27 protein-coding genes and 1 pseudogene are annotated in these 21544 nt (G+C 39.7%); 20 read left to right on the forward strand and 8 right to left on the reverse strand.

The genetic code is table 11. The features are described from left to right. Window positions 1-58 precede the first annotated feature (58 nt). The 4 genes from RSJ42_RS03385 (at window position 59) to RSJ42_RS03400 (ending at window position 2548) form a co-directional block, all read left to right on the forward strand. Window positions 59-442 carry a hypothetical protein gene (locus RSJ42_RS03385; protein ID WP_410509299.1) on the forward strand — a complete coding sequence of 128 codons (384 nt, stop codon included), beginning with the start codon at window positions 59-61 and terminating at the stop codon, window positions 440-442. Next, a complete protein-coding gene (locus RSJ42_RS03390; RefSeq protein ID WP_410509300.1) occupies window positions 435-581 on the forward strand; it encodes a hypothetical protein in 147 nt (48 codons plus the stop codon). Before RSJ42_RS03385 ends, RSJ42_RS03390 begins: the two co-directional genes overlap by 8 nt. Window positions 582-819: 238 nt before the next feature. Then, the gene (locus RSJ42_RS03395; RefSeq protein ID WP_410509301.1) at window positions 820-2160 is read left to right on the forward strand and encodes a DHHA1 domain-containing protein; all 1341 of its coding nucleotides are present in this window, start codon (window positions 820-822) and stop codon (window positions 2158-2160) included. Between the two features lie 145 nt (window positions 2161-2305). Beyond that, complete coding sequence (locus RSJ42_RS03400; RefSeq protein ID WP_410509302.1) at window positions 2306-2548, forward strand: KEOPS complex subunit Pcc1; 243 nt, start codon at window positions 2306-2308, stop codon at window positions 2546-2548. A gap of 332 nt (window positions 2549-2880) precedes the next feature. Here the strand turns inward: RSJ42_RS03400 and RSJ42_RS03405 are convergent, their stop codons facing one another. Continuing rightward, window positions 2881-5094: a lectin like domain-containing protein gene (locus RSJ42_RS03405; RefSeq protein WP_410509303.1), complete on the reverse strand. Its 2214-nt coding sequence runs from the start codon at window positions 5092-5094 to the stop codon at window positions 2881-2883. 577 nt (window positions 5095-5671) lie between these two features. Here RSJ42_RS03405 and RSJ42_RS03410 point away from each other — a divergent pair. From RSJ42_RS03410 to RSJ42_RS03445, 8 genes are all read left to right on the forward strand, one after another. Continuing rightward, window positions 5672-5941, forward strand: a complete 270-nt coding sequence (locus RSJ42_RS03410) for a ferritin family protein (protein ID WP_410510307.1) — start codon at window positions 5672-5674, stop codon at window positions 5939-5941. Between the two features lie 184 nt (window positions 5942-6125). Then, window positions 6126-6584 (forward strand): DNA polymerase ligase N-terminal domain-containing protein, encoded by a 459-nt coding sequence (locus RSJ42_RS03415; protein WP_410509304.1) that lies wholly within the window; start codon window positions 6126-6128, stop codon window positions 6582-6584. Window positions 6585-6676: 92 nt separating this feature from the next. Beyond that, window positions 6677-7048, forward strand: a complete 372-nt coding sequence (locus RSJ42_RS03420; protein WP_410509305.1) for an STAS-like domain-containing protein — start codon at window positions 6677-6679, stop codon at window positions 7046-7048. Beyond that, window positions 7041-7664: a type II toxin-antitoxin system VapC family toxin gene (locus RSJ42_RS03425; RefSeq protein ID WP_410509306.1), complete on the forward strand. Its 624-nt coding sequence runs from the start codon at window positions 7041-7043 to the stop codon at window positions 7662-7664. The genes RSJ42_RS03420 and RSJ42_RS03425 overlap by 8 nt, the downstream gene beginning before the upstream one ends. Before the next feature lie 336 nt (window positions 7665-8000). After that, a complete protein-coding gene (locus RSJ42_RS03430; RefSeq protein WP_410509307.1) occupies window positions 8001-8300 on the forward strand; it encodes a hypothetical protein in 300 nt (99 codons plus the stop codon). Window positions 8301-8323: 23 nt separating this feature from the next. Continuing rightward, window positions 8324-8482 carry an ATP-binding protein gene (locus RSJ42_RS03435; protein WP_410509308.1) on the forward strand — a complete coding sequence of 53 codons (159 nt, stop codon included), beginning with the start codon at window positions 8324-8326 and terminating at the stop codon, window positions 8480-8482. Next, the gene (locus RSJ42_RS03440; RefSeq protein WP_410509309.1) at window positions 8483-8803 is read left to right on the forward strand and encodes a winged helix-turn-helix domain-containing protein; all 321 of its coding nucleotides are present in this window, start codon (window positions 8483-8485) and stop codon (window positions 8801-8803) included. A gap of 142 nt (window positions 8804-8945) precedes the next feature. Further along, window positions 8946-9161 (forward strand): hypothetical protein, encoded by a 216-nt coding sequence (locus tag RSJ42_RS03445; RefSeq protein ID WP_410509310.1) that lies wholly within the window; start codon window positions 8946-8948, stop codon window positions 9159-9161. 321 nt (window positions 9162-9482) lie between these two features. On the opposite strand, the gene RSJ42_RS03450 is transcribed toward RSJ42_RS03445, so the two are convergent. Both RSJ42_RS03450 and RSJ42_RS03455 read right to left on the reverse strand, forming a co-directional pair. Next, the gene (locus tag RSJ42_RS03450; protein ID WP_410509311.1) at window positions 9483-10037 is read right to left on the reverse strand and encodes a GNAT family N-acetyltransferase; all 555 of its coding nucleotides are present in this window, start codon (window positions 10035-10037) and stop codon (window positions 9483-9485) included. A 2-nt stretch (window positions 10038-10039) separates the two neighbouring features. Beyond that, window positions 10040-10183: a hypothetical protein gene (locus RSJ42_RS03455; protein WP_164477373.1), complete on the reverse strand. Its 144-nt coding sequence runs from the start codon at window positions 10181-10183 to the stop codon at window positions 10040-10042. A 415-nt stretch (window positions 10184-10598) separates the two neighbouring features. Between RSJ42_RS03455 and RSJ42_RS03460 the strand changes: the two genes are divergently transcribed. Together RSJ42_RS03460 and RSJ42_RS03465 are read left to right on the forward strand one after the other, a co-directional pair. Further along, window positions 10599-10898 (forward strand): hypothetical protein, encoded by a 300-nt coding sequence (locus RSJ42_RS03460; RefSeq protein ID WP_410509312.1) that lies wholly within the window; start codon window positions 10599-10601, stop codon window positions 10896-10898. A 344-nt stretch (window positions 10899-11242) separates the two neighbouring features. Continuing rightward, window positions 11243-11413 (forward strand): type II toxin-antitoxin system HicB family antitoxin, encoded by a 171-nt coding sequence (locus tag RSJ42_RS03465; protein WP_410509313.1) that lies wholly within the window; start codon window positions 11243-11245, stop codon window positions 11411-11413. A 28-nt stretch (window positions 11414-11441) separates the two neighbouring features. On the opposite strand, the gene RSJ42_RS03470 is transcribed toward RSJ42_RS03465, so the two are convergent. The 4 genes and pseudogenes from RSJ42_RS03470 to RSJ42_RS03485 all read right to left on the reverse strand — a co-directional run bounded on the left by RSJ42_RS03470 (window position 11442) and on the right by RSJ42_RS03485 (window position 13976). After that, window positions 11442-11813: a DUF2283 domain-containing protein gene (locus RSJ42_RS03470; protein WP_410509314.1), complete on the reverse strand. Its 372-nt coding sequence runs from the start codon at window positions 11811-11813 to the stop codon at window positions 11442-11444. A gap of 52 nt (window positions 11814-11865) precedes the next feature. After that, window positions 11866-12107 (reverse strand): annotated as a pseudogene (locus RSJ42_RS03475) (type II toxin-antitoxin system HicA family toxin). Then, window positions 12108-12326 (reverse strand): type II toxin-antitoxin system HicB family antitoxin, encoded by a 219-nt coding sequence (locus tag RSJ42_RS03480; protein ID WP_410509315.1) that lies wholly within the window; start codon window positions 12324-12326, stop codon window positions 12108-12110. A gap of 669 nt (window positions 12327-12995) precedes the next feature. Continuing rightward, entirely contained in the window at window positions 12996-13976 is a 981-nt protein-coding gene (locus tag RSJ42_RS03485; RefSeq protein ID WP_410509316.1) for a winged helix-turn-helix domain-containing protein, read from the reverse strand. Between the two features lie 394 nt (window positions 13977-14370). Between RSJ42_RS03485 and RSJ42_RS03490 the strand changes: the two genes are divergently transcribed. From RSJ42_RS03490 to RSJ42_RS03515, 6 genes are all read left to right on the forward strand, one after another. Then, window positions 14371-14670 (forward strand): hypothetical protein, encoded by a 300-nt coding sequence (locus RSJ42_RS03490; protein ID WP_410509317.1) that lies wholly within the window; start codon window positions 14371-14373, stop codon window positions 14668-14670. A 187-nt stretch (window positions 14671-14857) separates the two neighbouring features. Next, entirely contained in the window at window positions 14858-15064 is a 207-nt protein-coding gene (locus tag RSJ42_RS03495) for a type II toxin-antitoxin system HicB family antitoxin (RefSeq protein ID WP_048138429.1), read from the forward strand. Next, window positions 15057-15272, forward strand: coding sequence for a type II toxin-antitoxin system HicA family toxin (locus RSJ42_RS03500; RefSeq protein ID WP_410509318.1), 216 nt, complete (start codon window positions 15057-15059; stop codon window positions 15270-15272). The genes RSJ42_RS03495 and RSJ42_RS03500 overlap by 8 nt, the downstream gene beginning before the upstream one ends. Window positions 15273-15715: 443 nt before the next feature. Beyond that, a complete protein-coding gene (locus RSJ42_RS03505; protein ID WP_410509319.1) occupies window positions 15716-15886 on the forward strand; it encodes a hypothetical protein in 171 nt (56 codons plus the stop codon). Between the two features lie 205 nt (window positions 15887-16091). Continuing rightward, complete coding sequence (locus RSJ42_RS03510; protein ID WP_410509320.1) at window positions 16092-18818, forward strand: DEAD/DEAH box helicase; 2727 nt, start codon at window positions 16092-16094, stop codon at window positions 18816-18818. A 58-nt stretch (window positions 18819-18876) separates the two neighbouring features. Beyond that, window positions 18877-19218, forward strand: coding sequence for a phosphoribosyl-ATP pyrophosphohydrolase (locus RSJ42_RS03515; RefSeq protein ID WP_410509321.1), 342 nt, complete (start codon window positions 18877-18879; stop codon window positions 19216-19218). Window positions 19219-19685: 467 nt separating this feature from the next. Here the strand turns inward: RSJ42_RS03515 and RSJ42_RS03520 are convergent, their stop codons facing one another. Then, on the reverse strand, window positions 19686-21542 hold the full coding sequence (locus RSJ42_RS03520) for an RNA-binding domain-containing protein (RefSeq protein WP_410509322.1): 1857 nt from the start codon (window positions 21540-21542) through the stop codon (window positions 19686-19688). Window positions 21543-21544 lie beyond the last annotated feature (2 nt).

The raw sequence follows: 21544 nt of genomic DNA on the forward strand, positions 1-21544 counted from the left end.
GGAAACTATTACAAATGGTTAGAGTTAAGAGTTTTTGTCAGGAATCTGGAGATTAAAAATGGCAGTAAGTGAAGAAACCAAACTTGCTAACTTAAAAAAGTTAAGGGCTGTAACTGAGGAGCTTGAAAAAACCCCTAGCCTGGATTTAGTTTGTGAGCTGAAATTGCTGTCAACGAAAAGATATCCTGTTACTGATGAGTGGATACTATGGAACTTTGAGGCGGATGACCCCAGCTTCCTGAACGACAGCATAAGAAGAGAACATATAAAATGTACTATCCGTTTGCTGAAAAACATTGTCGATGAGATACACTATAAGTGGACCCATAACCTTCCTTTCAATCACCTGATAAATCATATAAAGTGGATGATAACTGAAAATAGTTTACGTGCTCCCAGGTGTGGAAAACGCGGTTTAATATGGGATGATAATAATGAGTAACGATGCAGGATTAATTTTGAAAGAAAATAATCCGGTTATAATTGATATGGCTTTCAGCCCAACCCGTTTTCTGTCTTTTCGAGAAGAAAGACAACCAACAACTACTTCACCACCAGCATACAACCTACCACTCGACTAACTTATATCTTCTGAAACTTATTTGGTCATTTTTTACCGTGTTATCCTATCTTAACTCAACAATTCTTATTGTACTCCTCTCTTTGTTCTGTTGCCTCTGCATTAAGTATTTTATATTATCAAGCCAGTATAGACGGCATCTCTGTGAGCTGGCAGCTAAATTTTTAATTGATCCCTGTAATATATTGATCTCTGTACCTGTCTTTTCACCGGATATTAAATTTTATGAGTGATAGGCTTTGAGCGAGCTTGAAAAACTGATAAATCTTGCAAAAAATGCAGCCGATAAAATAAGGAAGCATAATTTTGTACGCGTAGTTTCACATAACGATGCTGACGGGCTGACTTCAGCCGGGATCATGGCCCAGGCTCTGCTTAGAGCAGGGATCCCTTTCCAGCTTTCGATAGTAGCAAAGCTGGATGAGGCTGTAATTGAAGAAGTAAACAAAAGCATCTCTCAAAGAGACCTTGTCATTTTCTGTGATATGGGCAGCGGGCACTCGGGGCTGATTGGGAAGGTAGCTTCTGACGTTGTGATACTCGATCATCATCAGCCAGTTGGGCAGTCGCCTGCAAAAGTTGTGGTAAATGCCCATATAGTTGGAATAGATGGGGCAACGGATATCTCTGCTTCAGGTACATGCTACCTCGTAGCCAGAGAGCTTGGGACAGGAAATACTGACCTTGCCGGGCTTGCAATTGCAGGGGCAGTCGGAGACAGGCAGCTTTTCAGGACTGCAAATGCCTTTATTCTTGAAGAGGCTTTAAAATCTGGAGTCGTGTCCATCAGAAAAGGGCTGAAAGTAGGGGATGGAAACCTTGTAGATGTGCTTGCATACAGCACGGAGCCTTTCCTTGACGTAACCGGCTGTCCTGAAAAAGCAGCAGAATTCATAAATCAGCTCGGGCTTTCCGGAAACATTGAAAACCTTTCTGAAGAAAAGAACTCTAAACTTGCAAATGCTGTTGCCCTTAAGCTTGTCAAACAGGCAAGCTCTGAAGCAATTGAAGCTGTCATTGGAGAGGCTTTCCTGCTTAACCGGGAGCTTGTCCGCAATGTTTATGATTTTATTTCCATACTCGATGCCTGCGGGAAGCAAAAAGTTTACGGGCTTGCGCTTTCTCTCTGCCTGAAAGACTCAGCTATCCTTGACGAGGCTCTTTCCCTTACAAAAGAGCACGAAAAAAACCTTGTTACTGACATCAGGAAAAGCGTGGAAAATATTCGCAAAGGAGAAAATCTCTGGTACATCAAAACGGTTGAAGCCCTGTCTACAGGAAACCTTGCAACAACCATGGTCAGATATCTCCATCCCGAGCTTCCTTTCATCTGTGTAAATGAGTCCGAGGGAATTTTAAAGGTTTCTGCAAGGGGTACGCGCGAACTCGTTTCAAAAGGGCTTGACCTTGCCTTTGCCCTAAGGGAAGCCGCAGGTGCAGTAGGCGGAAACGGAGGCGGGCACAGTGTTGCTTCCGGAGCTTCGATCCCTCCGGGAAGTGCGGAAGAATTCCTCAGTATCGCAGACCGGATAATTGGAGAGCAACTCTGGAAAAACGCAGGTGGGAAAGCAAAAAAGTAAAAATAGATATGAAAAGTAAAATTAAGCCTGAAAGTAAGCGGCAGAGAGCTGAGCAATGAAAACGAAGCAAAAAGTTAAAAGAAACAAAGGCGCAGAATTAGCTTAAAAACATAGAGTTATAGTCGTAAAAAGTGGAGTTGCAATTATGAAAATCACAGGCACCATCGAGTTTCCTGACCCTGAGTCAAGAAATTCCGCAGCCAGAATCCTGAAAGCTCTTTCCCCTGATAATCTGAGAAGCATGGAAAGCGAGATAAGCGATGAGAGGGTTGCTGTACATTTTCACTCTGAGAAGATCGGTTCTCTTCTTGCAACAATCGACGATTTCCTCATGAACGTTAAGATAGGGGAAGGAGTCGAACAGACTCTGGCAAGGGAAAAGCAATAAGCAAAAAGCAAAGATAAGCAAAAACAAAAGGAATCGAAAATAAACAAAATAAAGATAGGAAATAAAGATAGGAAATAAAGATAGGAAATAAAGATAGGAAATAAAGATAGGAAATAAAGATAGGAAATAAAGATAGGAAATAAAGATAGGAAATAAAGATAGGAAATAAAAATAAGAAAATAAAGATAGGAAATAAAAATAAGAAAATAAAAACTAAAAATCAAAAACTAAAAATCAAAAACTAAAAATCAAAAAAATAAAGGATGGAATCCAAAAAATTAACGGAAAACTTGTATTTGTTTCCCGTTTGTCATAAATCTCATATCCCTTTTTCAGTCCACAGCTCCTTCTTTCCAGATTCTTATCAGTTCTAAGAGCCTTCCGCCTGTTAGTTCCACTCCTGTTACCGGGATTGGAAGATTGTTTTCATAGATATGTATTGCTTCCTGGAGTTCTTCCGTACTTATATTCTTGCCTTCCGGAGAAGTCGAATCGTCCCAGGGATTCCAGTCAAGGACTGTCCATATCCAGGTTCGCGTAACTCTTTCGTTCCCTGCTGTGGCAAGTACGGTAACATTATATGTGCCTGGAGAGAGGGTGTTGTTAGAATACGAACTCGTTTTAACACCGGATTCTGTAAGTTTCTTCGTTCCATTAAGGTACCAGTTTATAGTGGCGTTATGGTTTGTGCTGATATTGAATGCCTGCCCTTCTCCTTCATAGGTTGTAACAGCTCCGGTGGGATTTGCAGAGAATATCGAAAGCGGTATTACTGTTATGTAATGGCTCTTAACCTCTGAGTCAGAGCCTATTCTGTTGCTGACATTCAATGAGACATTATAGTCTCCATAGGAAGTATAGGTATAAACCGGATTCCGGTTCGTCGAGTCTATAATTCCGTCCCCGTTAAAATCCCATTCCCAGGAAAAGGCACCTGTTGAAAGGTCTGTGAACTGGACAGTAAGAGGAGAAACCCAGCTGGTAATATCTGAAGAGAATCCGGCTTCTGGAAGCTCATTTACAGTTGTGAACGCTTTAATACAGAGGTTCGTTTCCGAGTGACCGGATGCCGTTGTAAGGTCCTGCCAGCTGTTTCCATCCTTACTCACATAGCTTTCCCCTGAACTTGCCTGTGCATTACTGCTGTAACCTGAGTACGGCTTCTCAACTGCAAGAGGGTAAATATATGAAGGATTGGTAAATTTTATAACTACTGAAAATTTCTCACCTGAGCTCAGGTTTACTGAAGAATTTAGCAGGTGGGTATGGTATCCAGGAAATTTACAGGCGCCGGTTTCTTTTATAACATAATTTTCTGGTGAACTAACCGGACCGTTTCTCGGGTTTTTGTAAACATAAACCTCATAACCCGTGTTAAGGTCTGTAGTATAGAATCCTACGGCATCCAGTTTTTCATTTCTTTCAGAAGTAAATACGTTACTACCCCAGGCGGTTAATGTATTTACTTCTGGAAGGCCGATTTGAGCTATCCATCCGAGAGGGTCGTACTGATAATTGTAGTCAAAGTTATCCTTTTCTGAAGCTGTAAAAACTGCATTTTCATTATATCCAAGCTTGGTATCATAGTAAGAAATATAGAAATATCCAGCTTCTCCCCAGGATTGACCCCAGCTGTTTTTTACTATAAAAGCCCCGTCTCCTGAAGGAACCTGTTTGAACCTGTTCCTGTCAAAGGAGTCGTTCCAGCCTACGATAGTTATCGCATGATTGGCAGAGCTTGAACCTGTATATCTGTAAGTGTAGTTTCTATCCTGGTAATCCAGCTGGTTCCAGCATATTGTAGAGAATACTGCCCCGTAGTCCAAAAGTGCCTCTTTAATTAGATCATTATCCAGAGGTCCTGTTCTCCCTGGCAATACAAATACTTCCTGAATATGTTTTTGTACGGCAAGTCCGGTCGGAGAGTAAGTCGAGCTTACATTAAAAGGATCTTCAGATTCGTTGACCGGTCCTGACCAGCGGGTAAGATATGCCATGGATATGAAGGAATTTCCTCCGTCATCGGTTGTAAGATCAAAACCGTCGGCATAGTATCTTGTAACAAGGTTTTTCATGTTATTTTCGGAAAAGTCTCTATTTTCTCCTTCTGTCCCCAAAATGTAAGATTCAAGGGATGCAAGGCTTGAAAATGCCCAGCAGCTTCCGGTATTTCCCTGGTTTTTTACTGAAGTTAATCTTCCCTCTTCGCGCAGGTCATAGGTTGAAGGAAATTCCGAACCGGTTACACGTAGCAGAAGTTTTTCCTCAGGAACAGAAAGTGCTGGTATATCTACCGGAGGAGGGGTATACCCCGGGCCTGAAGCGTGTCCATAGTCCGAAGGTGAAATCGGCTCTATGGAATCTGATTGTCCGGGATCCAAAAATTCGGGGTTCAGAGGAGCCTCTTCAATTGCAGAGTCTAAAATTGATGTATTATTTACGGGCGGTTCGAAGCTTTCGGCACTTCCGGCGACAAGCCCAGGGCTGACGGATAGGTGCGAAAATAAAAATATAAATGAAAGCAGGAGGGAATTTATTTTTTTCAAAATTTCTCGGCCTCGGGTGGATTTGTTTAGTTAATTGAAATATAGTACGGCGCAACTGGATCGGTAACCATATATCCGAATATTAATTTTTATACTGTTTACTAATAGCAAGCGAACCTTCGATATCTATCAGCATAATTAATATTCCCCAGTAAACCCCTTTTCAATCTTAATTCATATACTTAGTTTATGAAATTTATGTATAAGTGTTTTTCTAACATAATTAATTTTTTACTGAACTCGTTTGGTATATAGATATTATATTCTTCTCCTGAGGCTGTATTTTGAAAAGCAGATATGATATAATTGGAGAGTTCATCCTGTTAAAAGAAGAACAGTAGACTAATGAAAATTTATTCATGGTAAGCAATGAAAACTTATTCAGATATTTAGAAAATCTTTTACCTGTATTTATTTGCCTGTATTTGCATTAACGAATTCGGATTTGCATTTGTTAATGAATTCGGATTTGCATTTGTTAATGAATTCGGATTTGCTTTTGTAAGCGGTTAATAGAAAGAGACATTAAGTTTGCATTTCCATACTCTTACAGGGCATAGTTACAGGGGGTAAAAACCTGTTTTCGGAAACACTTGCAGACCTTGAAAATACCAGCCAGAAAGACCTTGATAAGGAAATTCTGAGAGCCGCAATGATTGCAGAACTGGATGCCATAAATCTCTATGAGCAGATGTCAAACCTTACAAAAAACGAGGAAATCCGTATAATTCTGCTTGATATCGCAAGGCAGGAAAAGATCCATGTTGCCATGTTTGAGACAGTACTCCTGCAAACCGATAAGGAATTTTTGAAGATCTACGGGGATTATGCACTTGCCAGAAAATGAAAGAAAAATAGTTTAATAAAACAGCTGGCAAGCAATTTAGTTGATATTTTCATAGCTTTTTATTTTTATTATTTTTTATTATATTCCTGTATTCTTTTTGCTTGCCTTCTTTTCCTATCCTTTTCCCAAGCTTTACCGCATAACCATTTATACCCGGCGCTGCCATATTTTCTATTGATCTTCCATGCTTGAAGAATATGCGAAGAAAAGGGATTTTGAAAAGACCTCAGAACCTCCCGCTAGCGGGGAAGAAATAAGCTCCGGTAAACCTATTTTTGTTGTTCAGCGCCACGATGCAACCAATCTGCATTATGATTTTCGCCTGGAGATGGATGGCGTCCTTAAAAGCTGGGCAGTCCCTAAAGAGCCTCCGAGAAACGCCGGTACCAAAAGGCTTGCCATCGAAACCGAAGACCACCCGCTCGGGTACGCCAACTTTGAAGGGGAAATCCCTGAAGGACAGTACGGAGCCGGCAAGGTTGAAATATGGGACAGAGGTATTTTTGAGCTTTTGAAAAGTAACGAGAAAGAAATCATTGTAACGCTTCATGGGAAACAGCTTGAAGGAGATTATGTACTGATAAAAACAAAGTATGGAAAAGAGGATAAGGGCTGGCTGTTTTTCAAGAAAAAAGCCGACTAAACCGTTAAAACTATTATTGGCAGAAGTTAAGGCAGGAATGGTTGAGCTTACTGAAAAAAACCGAAAAAGGTATACATTCAGGGAGTGCTTAAATGGGGAAGTCTGAAGAAGAGAAGGTAAAAATAAAAATTATTGAGACTGCAGGAATCAATTGCTGCGTTGCAGCCTGCGATGGACAGAAAGTGCATGACAGGATTACAGTTGCCTTTCAAAAAAACAGTAAGGTAGAGCTCTCTTTTGCAGAGACTAATGAACTTACGCCTGCCTTTTTAAATGCGGCTGTGGGACAGCTTTACGGAACCTTCCACGCTGACCTGATTGAGAAAAACCTTTCTTTTATAGACCTTGACCCTGAAGACGAGATCGTTCTCAAGAGGGTGATGGAGCGTGCAAAAGGCTATTTTGAACATGCTTATTCCTGCAGGAAAGCTCTCAGGGATGTGATAGGGGGAGAGGATGCGTAAGAGTGCCCACCGCGCAACGGTTTATCCGGTAAGGCGCAGTGTGAGGCTCCGCCCTGGAAAAACTCTGCCTGTAAAACCAAGCCCGGCTCCTATCCATTCCATAGAAACCTACGACTTTCCTCCAGAAAAGGGTTATTTCTTTGATACCAATATCTGGCTCTATATTTATGGCCCTATAGGCTGGCCTGACCAGAAGTCAGCTGTTTATTCAAAAGCTTTGAGGGAAATCCGGAACTCAAACGGCACGATTTATATAAACTGCATGATTATTTCGGAATTCATAAATGCCTTTTCAAGAATCGAGTTCAAACAGCAGACAACTTATTCAAGGTTCAAGGATTTCAGGAATTCTATCAGCTTCCGACCTGTTGCCGAGGATATTGCTTCAAATGTAAAAAAAATACTCAGAAACACGCTCGCCTGCGATCCCAACTTAAATGTTATAGATCTCCCTGAAATCATGAGTTTTTTCCAGCAAGGAAAATACGACTTCAATGACCTCCTCTTTGCAGAGATCTGCCGCGCCAAAGGTCTGGTCTTTGTAACCCATGACAAGGACTTCAGCGAGCTTGGGGTTGAGATTTTAACTGCAAATGAAAAGCTGCTGCGCAGGTGAACAGGGAAATTTAATAGGAATGTAAAATAAATCCCTCCCATAATCACTGCGTTGCAGATTCAGTCAAATCTTGCACTGGGATGGGTCTTTTTATTGTCTGTGCAGGCGAAATATATAGTTCTCAACATCATAAATTTTTCAAAATTCGTATCTTTTATAACATTTGGATATTATGGCTCTGTAGAAATCCTCTGAAACAATAAATCTCCATCAATTTGAACTGAAGACCGGATTCATTTTTATATAATAATTTCAGCCTCTTGAAGCTGATTCTAATAGGTTTTCTACAGAGCCGATATTATCTTAAAAGCAGAAGAATTATTCTCAGGGCCTGATATGAACCCTTTTTTTAAGCTGAAAGAATCCGAAACCCTTGAACTGAAAAAATCCACTGCACAATTGAAACCTGCCGTAATCTCTATAGTCGCCATGCTCAGCAAGTATCAGGAAGGCTATACAGGTGATCTCTTCTACCTGATAGGTGAGGCTGAAAAATACATTCTTAAAAACATCCACATTGGAATGCGGCTTGAAGGTCTGAAGAGAATCGACGTCCCTGAAATCTCAAAAGAAGCAATAAGAGAAGCCATAATAAACGCCTTTTGCACCGGGACTACTATGAATATGATTCTGTAAATGTAGCAGTATTCAAAAACCGCGTGGAAATCAGAAACAAAGGTCTCCTTTATGGAGGACTTACCATCGAACAGATCAAGACGGAAATGGTTTCTGAGCGAAGAAATGAGCTAATAGCTGAAATCTTCCATGAAATTCACTGGATTGAAAAATGGGGCAGAGGAATAAGTCTTATCCTCTAGATGGAACCCGACGCTGATTTTAAAGAGGTTGGGACTCAGTTTATTGTCACGTTTAAGAGGCGGTATTTTGAGGAAAGCAAAGAAAAGGTAGAAGAAAAGTGGTCTGAAAGGTGGTCTGAAAGGTGGTCTGAAATTAATGAAAGCCAGCGCATTATCCTGTTTTTAGTCCAAACCAATCCGTCGATTTCAAAAACAGAACTTGCTGAGAAAATTGGAATAAATCCATCTGCGGTCCAGAAGAACCTGAGCACTTTGAAGAAAAAAGGCTTCCTCAGAAGAGTTGGCCCTGCAAGAGGTGGACACTGGAAAATTACTGAATAATGAGGAGTTAGAAGTTATCAGCTAGACTGTCCAAATATCACTTTTTTATTATATTTCCTGCGCCTGCTGCTCCCCTCTTCCCCACCTCCCGTTTTTAGTTTTTGATCCTGAACCAACCCGATCCGCGACAGAATCTCTAGTCGTGAAATTTAAGTATGCAGAATGGCGGGAAGTAGAACCGCGACTGGACGAAGGAGTAGATGAACTCGTAATACATATAGAGTCAATGAAAGGAATCAGCGAAGAAAGTATGTTTTTCTACAGAGAGGTTAAGGAGATCAAAGTCAGGTATAAGCAGCAGAAGGATGAGATACAGGCAAAGATTGATGAGTTGAATAAAGAGAAAGAAAGGATGTAAGGATGTGGGGTTTATTTTTTTAAGGGAAAAGGGGTGGAAGTCTGCCGTTTATTTACACCGCTAAAATCATCAGAGGCAAATTATATCAAATATTAAAAATTACTGTAAAATTATATTTTTTTAGAGGTGCATTGAGGTGCATTGAACAATAATATTTTTAAATTTGACTGTTCAAAAATCGTAGAACTTTACCTTTTGGTTACTTGAGAATTTTATTGGCGTTACCAAAAAGGCAGTCCAATAATGGTAATGATATTGAGATTGCAAAAAAGAGTGTCCGAACTATTTATAAAAGAAAGTTGAACTGCAATAGAAAATCAGTTACACAAATGGATCCAGAGATTCGATTGGCTCAAGCTCTTCTACAATTGGCTGCATGTTCAAATAGAGCACGGGATATTCCTTCTTACTCGACCCTTTAACAAGTTTGAAACCATGCTTTATGTAAAAACCCACAGATTCTGGTTTTGAGTCGACTGTGACATATCTGCATCCGGCGATATTCGATACTTTTTGAGTCAAATATATTGCAATGTGTAGCATATACGACCCCACTCCCCTGCCCGCGAAACTTTCGTGTGTGGCTAATCTTGCAAGTTTCAGGGCTGGGTATTTTGAATATGGGAACCCGTCTACACAATCTGAGTTATCGATTGATTTAACCTGTATGGTATCAGTAGTTAAAGTGAAATACCCTACCAATTGTTCCTGAAAGTAACAGACATAGGTCTTGTTGATTAGCTGTTCTTGATTTATCAGGGCATCGTTTTTTAAAAAATCGTTAAGATCGGCGTTTCCACAGCAAAAAGATGAAACATCATTTCTTTTAGAAAGCGAATAAGTAACAAGTTCCAGATCCGGTATTTTATGCTGCACGCTTACAACCTGACTGTACTTGCAAGTTTCCTTGCCCGCTTAAACATTTCTATTTGTTGTCTGGTTGCAGGTTTCTTCTCGTTTTCCCAGAATTCCCTGGCGTCCTCACCCTCTAAAACAAGCCCCAGTTCAATTGGCTTTGCCACAATTGTTTCCTCCGTATTTACAAATTAAGTTGTAGAATCTAAGTAAAATAGAATTATAGAATATAAGTAACTATCTTAATTGATTATTATCAGCTCGTTATATAAAAAATACTGCTCAATTTACTTTTTCGAATCCGATGCTGTGATCTCCGGGGCAAAGATTTATGTTATCGCTGTTCGCCTTTTCAGGAAATCATAAAATCCTCAAATCGGATCTGGAATAGATAATCTTGATAAGATCGGCAATATTTAAGATTCTCCCACACGATAAATTTATCTTTTGAACAAATAAAATAATATTAATTTTACTGGCACCGGTTGAGAATACCGGCCTGACAACTGAAAGAAAAAAAGCTACTGAAGGAGTTAACAGGAGTGCCGTTATAATAAGATCTAATGAATTGGGGAGAATACAATGCCTACAAAAGAAGAGATAGACAGCCAGATTATGGACCTCTGGGATGAGATCTTTGACCTTGAAGACAAAAGCAAAAAAGAACTGAATAATAAGTATGCAGAATGGCGGGAAGTAGAACCGCGACTGGACGAAGGGGTAGATGAACTCGTAATTCATATAGAGGCAATGACAGGAATCAGTGACGAAAGCATGCTTATTTACAGAGAGGTTAAGGGAATCAAAATCAGGTATAAGCAGCAGAAGGATGAGATACAGGCAAGAATTGATGAGCTGAATAAGGAAAAAGAAAGGATGTAAAGGTGTGTTGATTTTTTTTAGGGAGAGAGGGGTGGAAGTTAAGATACCTTCAGTACATCGTATTATTTTTTCATCTGTTTTTAATGCAAGGTTGTCACTGGCAAGTTCTTTAGAAGTGTATTTCTTGAGAAATATATTTTTCAAACCAGATGACATCCTTTTCTCAACCCCAGGCAAGTTCAAGTCTCCTGTGAGTCTCCTCTAAAAACCTCATGGAAAAAGACTAATCCATGTCAGAATTTTCAAGCCGGCATCGGCAAGATAAACATTTTATAACAATGCAGAGATTTCTTAATTATGGAAGGAACGTACAGATTTTCAGCTGTAGTTCAGAAGGAAGGAAAATGGTATGTTTCCTGGTGTCGGAGCTTGACATTGCAAGCCAGGGAGAAACAATTGAAGAAGCCATCGAGAGCCTGAAGGAAGCAATTGAACTCTACCTTGAGGACGAAAATGCCCAGATCCCGACTGCCGGACAGGTTTTTACTACAACGGTAGAGGTTTCATTTGGCTAAATTGCCTTCATTTTTCCTGAAAAGCAAATTAACAACTAAGTGCTATCCCCTGAGTACTTATAGGAAGGTTCATGCTGTTCAGCCCGAGAGCATCAAGACCTTTGTCAACCAGTTTATTTTTCTTATTGACACTCATTTTCATTGTAAGTCTTATATTCTCTTCGCTAACTTCAATGCGAGCTTCAAAGTATTTTATGTTCCTCAAATCCTCTTTTGCAAGGTTAAACCTGTTTGAAGCGTCAAGGATCTCAATAGCCATGATCTGGTTGTCTTCACTAATATCAAGGATTATTCCATCCAGATCTATGGAAGGCCTGTACTTCTTGTTGCTTCCGTAAAAGAAAATACTGTCATTTTCGAAATCGTAATCGTACTTAGTTACCAGAGATTCTTGCCTCATCCGGCCTCCTCCTCTTTTTGCGCCATTTGCAAGCTTATCCGAGTCCCAGCCGTTAGAAAACAATCAGGCTTTTTATAAGTTCAATCCATTTATCCCGCGTAATTTTTGCATCTTTGATTATCTTATTGATCATTCCTTTTCCGATCTTATCTGTGGGATGTACAGGGATTATAGTTGTTCTTCCATCTGGATGCCATAAAAAAGGTGACTACCTTTTTGTCTTATCTGCACAAAACCCATACTTTCAAGTGCTTTTATGACTTTTTTGCTGGGAAGAGGTACTATTTTATCCATTTAAACCTCAACTTTGACCTTCTGTATCCCAACAAAATCAAGATGTTCCTTTTCTCCCTCTTCGGCTTCAACCTCAAGGTAAAGCTCAATTGCTTCTTTTATTCTCCTGTTTAACTCGTCAAGCGTCTTTGCCTGCGTATGACATCCCGGAAGTTCAGGCACGGAAGCTACGTAAATTCCGTCTTCGTCCTGTTCGATAATGACAGTAAACTCTCGCATTGACTGGCCTCGTCTTTCAGATACAAATCATATTCCAATGATTTTATTTATAGCTGTGTTAACTTTCTCGTTTACTGTTTGCAGGTCTGTTTTCAGGAAGAAGATTTAAAGAAGATTTAAAATCCATAAGTTACTCAGAATATTATTGCTTGTTCAAACACTATTGGATAATGTTGTGGCTTGTTCATAAGTTCAAAAAATTACATCGTGCTTTTCAATTCATAGAAACTAAGAGGATCTTTAGGTTTCTTTCTTATCAGTTTACTGCTAGTTATAACAAATGCAGGTTTAATGTGATAGAACAAGAGATGAAATATTTCCATAGAGACTTTAAAAAAGAGAATGTCTTATGTAAAGTTAATTACCTTTTAAGAAGTCCATTACTTCCTTATCGGATTTTCTAAAGCGAGATACAGGAGGTTTGGACTTTTCATTTTTTTCAAATAATGAGTGTAACTTATTAATGGCAACAGGGTCTGATATATGTAAAGAGTTCTGTTCCAGATATCTTGAAGCCATATTAATCAATCCATTTAATTTTGTATTTATTGCCTTTGAGTGTATAATTATACTTGCTGCAAATAATGTTTTTAGTATAACTGTCCGGTCTATTTTCTTCTTACTACACTATAGTATAGTTATAATCCATATTAATTTATCCTATCCCAATCACTCAGTATTTAAATATTTAACTAACTGAATTCTTTCCACTTTATCCTCTTGAACTTCAGATTGTAATTCTATGAAGCCATTATTTTTGTAAAAACGCAAAACGTAGTCAGTTTCTTTATTTGCTTCAAGCCAGACTATATTTCCTCCAAGCATCTCTATACATTCATAAACAATATTGACAGCTTCATCAAGCAGGTATTTCCCCTTAAAATTATACTTAAACATATCATTTTTGCCTAATTGAGCAATAAAATAAGAAGGGATTCCATCCTGATCTCTCAAGAGATTCATATCCTTTTTTTGCTTTCGGGTTAATTTTTCCTGGTCTACAGTCAATATTTTCAAAGCCAGCGAGAAAAATCCAAGAATATAGAAGTTTTCATCATCACTATTCTTCCTGTCAAGTATGAGATAAGACCTGCAAATTGACCTGTCTTCAAACCTTCCAATTTTATTCCAGATAAAGTCCTGTATATCATAGTCTTTAGAACAAAAGAAACTGGTTAACGTTTTTTTTGCTTTTTTTTCATCACTAAATTGTATGAACTTATTATAAGGGACAACAATCGGGTCGAGTTCTAAGTCAAAAGAGACAAAATAGTCCTTTATGCTTACAAGATAATCAATATTCTCCAGCTGGCCCTTTTCAGGTGGATATTTACTTAAAAAGTCCCTTCCTTTTGAGCTGATTGAAATAAACCCTTCAGGATCTAATTGAATAAATTGAATCAATTTCAGGTACTTAAAAACCCAGTACATTTCATTTTTAAACTCAAGGATTTTTGCCTTTAATTTTTCTTGCTGAAAATCGTTTCTTATCTTGAAGTCATCAATCAGTGTCTCCTCAAGATCAGAATAAGTACATTTTTCACATCGGTAGAAGTACTTGACTGCCTGACTAAGAACATTTTCAAAACAAGGCAGATTTGTTTTCTCACCCAAAGATATCAGATCCTGAAAAATAATGACTTCAGACATACTGTATTAATTCTTATTATATTTTCCCTGTTTAGTTACTAACGGTCAGCAATTTTATCAAAAATATTACCTTTTTATTATATTTTCTGCGCCTCATGCTCCCCTCTCTCCCCACCTACCTCTTATCAATTTCTGATCCTGCACCAAATCGATCCGCGATAAAATTCCTAAATCATGAAATTCTCAAACCGGACCCCAGAATGGAAAATTCTTGATAGTACCGGAAATATCTGAGATTCTCCCCCACGATAAATTTATCTTTTGAACAAATAAAAATACTATTGATTCCTTAATAATAGTTGAAAAACTGACTTGACAGCTGATAGAAAAAAGCTACTGAAGGAGTTAACAGGAGTGCCTTTATAATAAGATCTAATGAATTGGGGAGAAAACAATGCCTACAAAAGAAGATATAGACAGCGAAATTATGGACCTCTGGGATGAGATCTTTGACCTTGAAGACAAAAGCAAAGAAGAACTGTATATTAAGTATGCGGAATGGCGGAAGGTTGAACCGCTACTAGACGAAGGGGTAGATGAACTCATAATACATATAGAGGCAATGACAGGAATAAGTGACGAAAGCATGCTTATCTACAAAGAGGTTAAGGAAATCAAAGTCAGGTACAGGCAGCAGAAGGATGAGATACAGGCAAGAATTGATGCGCTGAATAAGGAAAAAGAAAGGATGTAAAGGTGTGTTGATTTTTTAGGGGGGAAAGGGGTAGAAGTTAAGATAGCTGATAATAGGTTTTCCTAGGTCTGCTTTCATCAGATTATGGTGCTTGCTGCTTCCCTCTGACCTTACCTGCCGTTTATTTACACCGCTAAAATCATCAGAGGCAGAGTATATTAAATATCAAAATTACTAATTATTCTTTATGCGGTTCACAATTAAACTTGAAGAATCTGAGGAAGGAGGCTATACCGCCCAGTGCCTCGAAATTCCTGCCGCTATCAGCGAAGGAGATACTAAAGAAGAGGCGCTTGAAAACATTAAGGAAGCTATCCAGCTTGTTCTTGAAGTAACAAGAGAACAGGCTCAGGTACTGGGAGAAATCGCTACTGTGGAGGTTTCAGTTGGCTAAATTGCCCTCAACTTCCGGAAAAAAGGTTATAAAAGCTCTCGGAAAAATGGGTTTTGTAGTTGTAAGGCAGAAAGGGAGTCACGCAATTTTGCAAAGAGAATCAAACTTGGTCACTGTACCACTTCATGATCCTATTAAAAAATCTACATTAAATGCAATCCTGAAACAGGCCGACGTTTCACTTGAGGAATTGTTAGAGCACCTTTAATTTTAAGTGATTTTTTTGAACAACTTAATTTGTATGAGATTTGATTGACTGACACTGGAATCTTCGATTATCTTCGGAAGAGATAAGGCAGAATATCTAAAATATGTGGTCCAATTATTTCTGTAAAAATATATTTCCCGCGCCCGCTGCTCCCCTCTCCCCATTTGCTGTTTGTTAGTCTCTGATCTGCACCAACCCGGTCCACGACAGAATCTCTAGATCGTGAAATCTTCAACCGGACCCTGGAATGAAAAATTCTCGATAAGGACCGGGAATATCTGAGTTTCTTCCCCACGACAAATTTATCTTTTGAACACATAAAAGTATTATTGATTCCTTAATAATAATCGAAAAACTGGCTTGACAGCTGAAAGAAAAAAAGCTACTGAAGGAGTTAACAGGAGTGCCCTTATAAAAAGATCTAATGAATTGGGGAGAAGACAATGCATACAAAAGAAGAGATAGAAAGCCAAATTATGGACCTCTGGGATGAGATCTTTGATCTTGACGACAAAAGTCAGGAAGAATTAGAGGCTAAGTATGCAGAATGGCGGGAAGTAGAACCGCGACTGGCCGAAGGGGTGAAGTTAAGATGCCTTAAATACATTGTTTAATTCTTTTGGAGTTACTTTCTAATGTTCCTCTAGGAAATCTGTAATATTTCTATAGGTTTTACATTCTCTTTCGTTAAAATTCTCATTTTTTTATAGCAAAGTTCCCTAACCAGGATTTATAAGTTCATGTTTTTAGTTTATAGATGAGTACCCAACAGGTTTATTTATAAAATTTTTTAAACCAAAATATCTTATAATGAATAACATGCACGAATTATCCTTCAAAAACAATATCCTGACCAACCAGATAGATAGTTTTCTTTCAACTTTCAACCTTACCAGAAAAAAATTTCTCCTAAGAGGGTTTCTTTATTTAACTCCCGAAACAGAGCTCGCTGTAATAGTGGATCATGAAATCTGCAACCGGAAGCATCCTTTTAACTACAGCGAATACACAAAGGAGCAAAATGAGATCGTTTTTTCCTGTGATAGGGTTTTCAGGTTTGTTGTTGATGATGAGATTGATTTTCTTGAAATGAAAGAAACGCTTCCTCTTCTAATTTCCGGCGAGTTCTGTGATGATACTACTCCGGTTTCAAAAGGGCCGGATCGTAGAATCCAGTGTATAGATCCTACTATTCCTGAATCTTATTTTGAGGATGCTTTTTGCGAGGTTTTCGGAAGGGAAGTCCTTTCCCGAATAAGCAGGGAGTACCCCATGCTCGATGTAAACGGGAGGACTAGATGGATCGATTATGTTATCCATACCGAAGACGGCTTTATCGGGATCGAGAAAAACGGGGAAAGTTACCACCATCCTCAGATTATCGGAAAAGAGAGGTATATGGACCAGCTTTTGAAGCAGAACTCCATAGTCTCGCAGGGAGGAAAAGTTTACAGGTGGTCTCTTGGGTCCATGCAATTTCGGGATGTTTTTTGCGAGGAAATCAAGAGGTATTTTCCTGAACCTGAAAAAATAGTTGATAGTCACCATGTCTTTGCAAAAAGGGAGTTTGAGCTTTTTGAGCATCAGGAAGATGTGCTTGAAGCAATCGAAAGTGGAAGAAGGTGCGGAAAAGAGGCATTTCTTGTACACCTTCCAACTGGGACCGGGAAAACTCATATTCTTATATCGGATTTTTTCAGGGAATATGAGAGGGATCTGTCCATAAAGGCACTTGTCCTTGTTCCTTCAATTTCTTTGAAGAAGCAGACAATGGATAATTTTCTTAAAGGATACACGAATTGGAATAAACAGAACCTGACTGTTCCGTCTCCTCTTTTGACTGCGAGCACGGTTGAGCAGGCTTTAGTAACCGAGAAAAAAGAGACCTATTCAATTAGTATAGGAGACTCTGAAGACTGTAAAATAATGGTTCAGACATATGCCGGAATGGCAAGAAGATACCAAAAGTTCAAGCAGGACCATTTTCAGTATATTGCAATTGATGAAGCCCATCACTCTGTTGCTCCCACAATTAAAAAAGTAATCCAATATTTTAACCCCAATACTCTTCTTGGTCTTACTGCAACGCCCGAAAGGCTTGATAAGAAAAAGCTTGAGGAAATCTTTGGAGAGTATGAGACTAACCTTACCTTAAAAGAGGCTATTGAAAAAGGAATCTTATCTCCCATAAAGGCTTTTAGAGTAAAAAGCAACCTTGACCTGAGTGAAATCAGGTACAACGGAAAAGACTACGTTATCTCTGACCTTCAGAAGAACCTTATTGTGCCCTCAAGAGACCAGTTGATTGTTGATATACTCAAGAAATATTTTACAAGCCTTGAGGACGATGACAGCCAGGAAAAGCTTCCCTTCAAATCCGGTCTTATCTTCTGCGTATCGGTTGCACATGCAGAATCGCTTGCCAGGAGGATGAGAGAGCAGGGAATCAGTGCACGGGCAGTAAGCGGAAAAAACAGAAAGTCAATGGACTATATTCGAGAGTATGAAGATGAAAAAATCCAGTTCCTATGCACCTGTTCTTTAATTACGGAAGGCTGGGACTCTCCAAGAACTTCAATTATCGTAATGGCTAGACCCACGATGTCAAAAGCACTCTACCTCCAGCAGCTCGGGAGGGGAACAAGGTTATTTCCGGGAAAAGAAGCACTTTACGTAATCGATGTCGTTGACAATTATGGCCCGTTCAATATGCCATGGAGTTGCCACGGGATTTTCGGGATCGATAGGTATGTCCCCTGGGCAAATCTCCTTAAAGACCCTGAAGCAAGATATGAATTTAGCCCTGAAGAGCTTATCCTGACAGGGCTTTATGAAGAAGAAAGGGCGATAGAGAAAATCAATATTTTTACCTTTGAGAAGGAATACCCTGATTATATAAACACTGAACAGCTTGCAAGAGAACTTTTCATCTCAACAGGAACCCTGAAGAGCTGGATACAGAAAGGGGATGTGGAGCCTGATGTGGAAATCCCTTTTGGCAGAAAAACTCTCCAGTATTTCAAACCTGAAAAGATCGATGAATTAAGAGAGAAAAAAGGACTTAAAGAGCATGATGATAAAACCATTTACGAAGATTTCTTTGATTTTCTGGATAAAGGGGACTACTCTTTTTCTTACAAGATCATCTTCATGCTCTCTTTCCTGAAGTGTGCCGACCATACTGGAGAGTGCAGCCTTGATGAGCTCGCCGACCTCTACTCAAGTTTTTATCTGGACAGGCGTGAAAAGGGACTCAGTGTTGACAGACCTAACTGCCCCTTCAACAACCCTGAAGTGATCAAAGATAGAGATGGTGTCAAAAGGAGTATACTCTCAAACCCGTTTGAAAAGTTTGAGAGAAAAAGGTTTATGTACCACTGTAAAGACCTGAACCGCATAGCTTTTTCCTCTTACCTGTGGCAAAAGATAAACAATGAATCCGATATCAGAAAGATTCAAAATAAAATGATAGAAGATCTTGAGAACTATTACCGAAATCTCGATGGAGTCCCTGATATTGAAGAGGTAAAGGCAAAATATCTGTAAGCGATCATAAGGAATAAAAAAAATAAATCGATTCTAAAAAACAAATAAAGGAGTCAAAATGACTGAGAAAACTAACCAGATATCCTACGACAAACTTGTACGCGATAAAATTCCTGAAATAATAAAAAGCTCAAATAGGGTTCCTGAGTGTAGAGTTCTTGAAAACGATCAAGAATATTTAAGATATCTTGTCAAGAAGCTTCAGGAGGAAGTTATGGAATTTACTGAAAATCCTTGCGTTGAAGAACTGGCTGATGTGAAAGAGGTTATTGATGCGCTTTCAGGAATCAGGGGATTTGAATATGTTGAGAGTGTGCAGGAGAAGAAGAGAATGGAAAGAGGAGGGTTTGGTGAGAGGATTGTGCTTATAGAAGTTTATGACCATAAGAATGAATTATAACTGCTGTAAATCTTTCAGCCTAACTCCTGTAAGTTCGTAAATTCCATAACTTAATTCAACCTCAAACTCCTTTTCTTCTCCTTCCCCCCGACAAAACTCCACAAGCTCAAGCATATGATTAAACCCTTCCGCCGCTTTCTTATTCTGAAGAATCTCCATTAGCGGTTCCAGCAACGGCCTCGGCAAAAAAACAATGCATTTGGACTTTGCCCTGGTACCCGCCACATTCAATCTGTTCAAACTGTAAATGAAATTAATGAAAATTAGTGAAAACTGTCAAAGTTAGGTTGAATTGTCAAAAAATGAAGCCTGGGATCGCTCTGCCTTGAAAGAAGTTGGGCGACGTTGATTTACAGGCTTTAACTTCTCTTTTTTTGGATTAGCAGGTGTTTTGCTTAACCACTGCTTACAAATCAGAGTTTTCTTTGGGGGCTGGTCGCAATCGAATCCCAGAGTTTTCTGAGCGCTCATTTTTGATCATCACCATGTATTAGTTGTGCCTGCAGCGCCCGGCCTTTTTCAGTCAGGCGGTATTTTTGTTTACTGCTGCGGGGTTTATCGGGAATTGTCATCTCGACTAATAGGGTTTCAATAAGTGGATTAAGGATCTCCTCTCTGAATTTTGTTCGGTTTGTCCGCTTCACCCACTCCATTAATTCCGTAATAGATTGAGGGCCTTCAAAGTTAGTCAATAGTTTCATCTGATCCAGACTTAGTCCCAACTTGGTCCCAACTTGGTCCCAACTTGGTCCCAACCTAGTCCCAACAGCGGTAACTTCCGGGGTAACTTGCGGGGTGACTTCCTTGGTGGCTTTCAGGGTTTTACTTTCAGCCTGTACAGCCGTTGAAGTAAGCTTTTCGTATCGGTTTATCAGGTCATCGGGAAGTTCAAACAAAGTATCATCAAGCATTTCAAGTAATTGCTTATGTACAAGGTAATCGGCTGCGGCTTTTGCTTCCCTGAAATTGCCGCCAACAAGTCCTCGTATGTCAGTGAGGGTAATACGTTTCTGTTCTACAGCTAATGCCACTACTTCAGTCTGCTCAGCCGAAAGCGTAACCCCGAGGGAATGCTGAAACTGTAACATTTTTTCAGTAATCAATGGTTTTTTGAAGAGAATTAGCTCAAACTGTTTGTGTGCCTTATCGTTGTGGATTCTGGGAGGCACCCTGCCCAGTTCATGCCAGTTTCGGTATATAGCCCGGATTCCAGTGCCTGCCTGGTCGCTCAGCCCGATCCGGCGAAAGGCCTTGATAATGGAAGGGTTTCTCAACTCTTTTTCAGTTGGGTCAAGCAGTTCAGCATCGGTAGCAAAGGCATCTCCCGGGTTCCAGAAAATAGTCCGATCAGTGAACAATTTGATTGAGGCTTTACGGCCGTGGTCTCCGTAGTCCTGATGAACGAGAAGATTGATAGCAGCTTCTCGAAAAGCTATATAGTCAGGAGGATCATCAATACGGCGAAAAGTATCAGGGTCAAGTGAAAAAGGATGTTCTGCAATTCTCATATAGCGTGCAACAAGGCCCCGCCATGTCTGGAAGATATTTTCCTCGAATACATAGCGGTCGTGCCAGCGCTCTTCAGGTGACCAGAGTTCAAAAGTAGTATCGATGCGCTGGTAATCAAGCACTGGCCTTGGAAGCAACTGGCGTACATATCTGGCTTTTCCAAAGAGCAATACTCCTGCTCTTGTCGGAAATCTCTGGTTGTTCTTCTCTACAACATAGTTCCAGTTAAGCAAAAACTCGATAGGATCACTGATTTCATCGCGTTCAGGGTTACGCCGAGAGAACTGGGACTGGTACCAGCTAACAGTTTCTTGATCAAAACAGCGATCAGCAGACATCTCATATATAGTCTCACTATCATAACGATGTACTGCAGCATCACGCAAAAAGCGCTCAAGTTCACTCTGAGTGCACTGTTCATCCCCGGCTCCCCGGCGGATATATGACTGCCTTGGGTCACCGTTGAGATATATCGGCTTTTCATGACGCGGGCTTTCCGGAATATAAAAGGCCAGTAAATGCTTGCCTTCTACCTCGTATTTTCGCTCTTGAACCTTAATTACTCTATTAAGTTTCTGTCCGCTGCGGAGTGTGCTGAGAAAATTATTCTGTACACGGTCTATTTCCTCAACGCCTAAAATCTCAAGCTTTCCATTCTGCTCCTGCACACCAAAAACCAGCCAGCCTCCTGCTGTATTGGCAAATGCGGATACTGTTTTATAGGCATCTTTGGGAACATCCCGAAGGGCCTTCTTGCACTCGAAATCATTCCACTCAAAAGTATTGAGCTTCTCAAGTAGCTCATCCCTGTTCATGC

This window comes from Methanosarcina hadiensis, assembly GCF_046529725.1.
In the GTDB taxonomy this organism is placed as follows: Archaea; Halobacteriota; Methanosarcinia; order Methanosarcinales; family Methanosarcinaceae; genus Methanosarcina; species Methanosarcina hadiensis.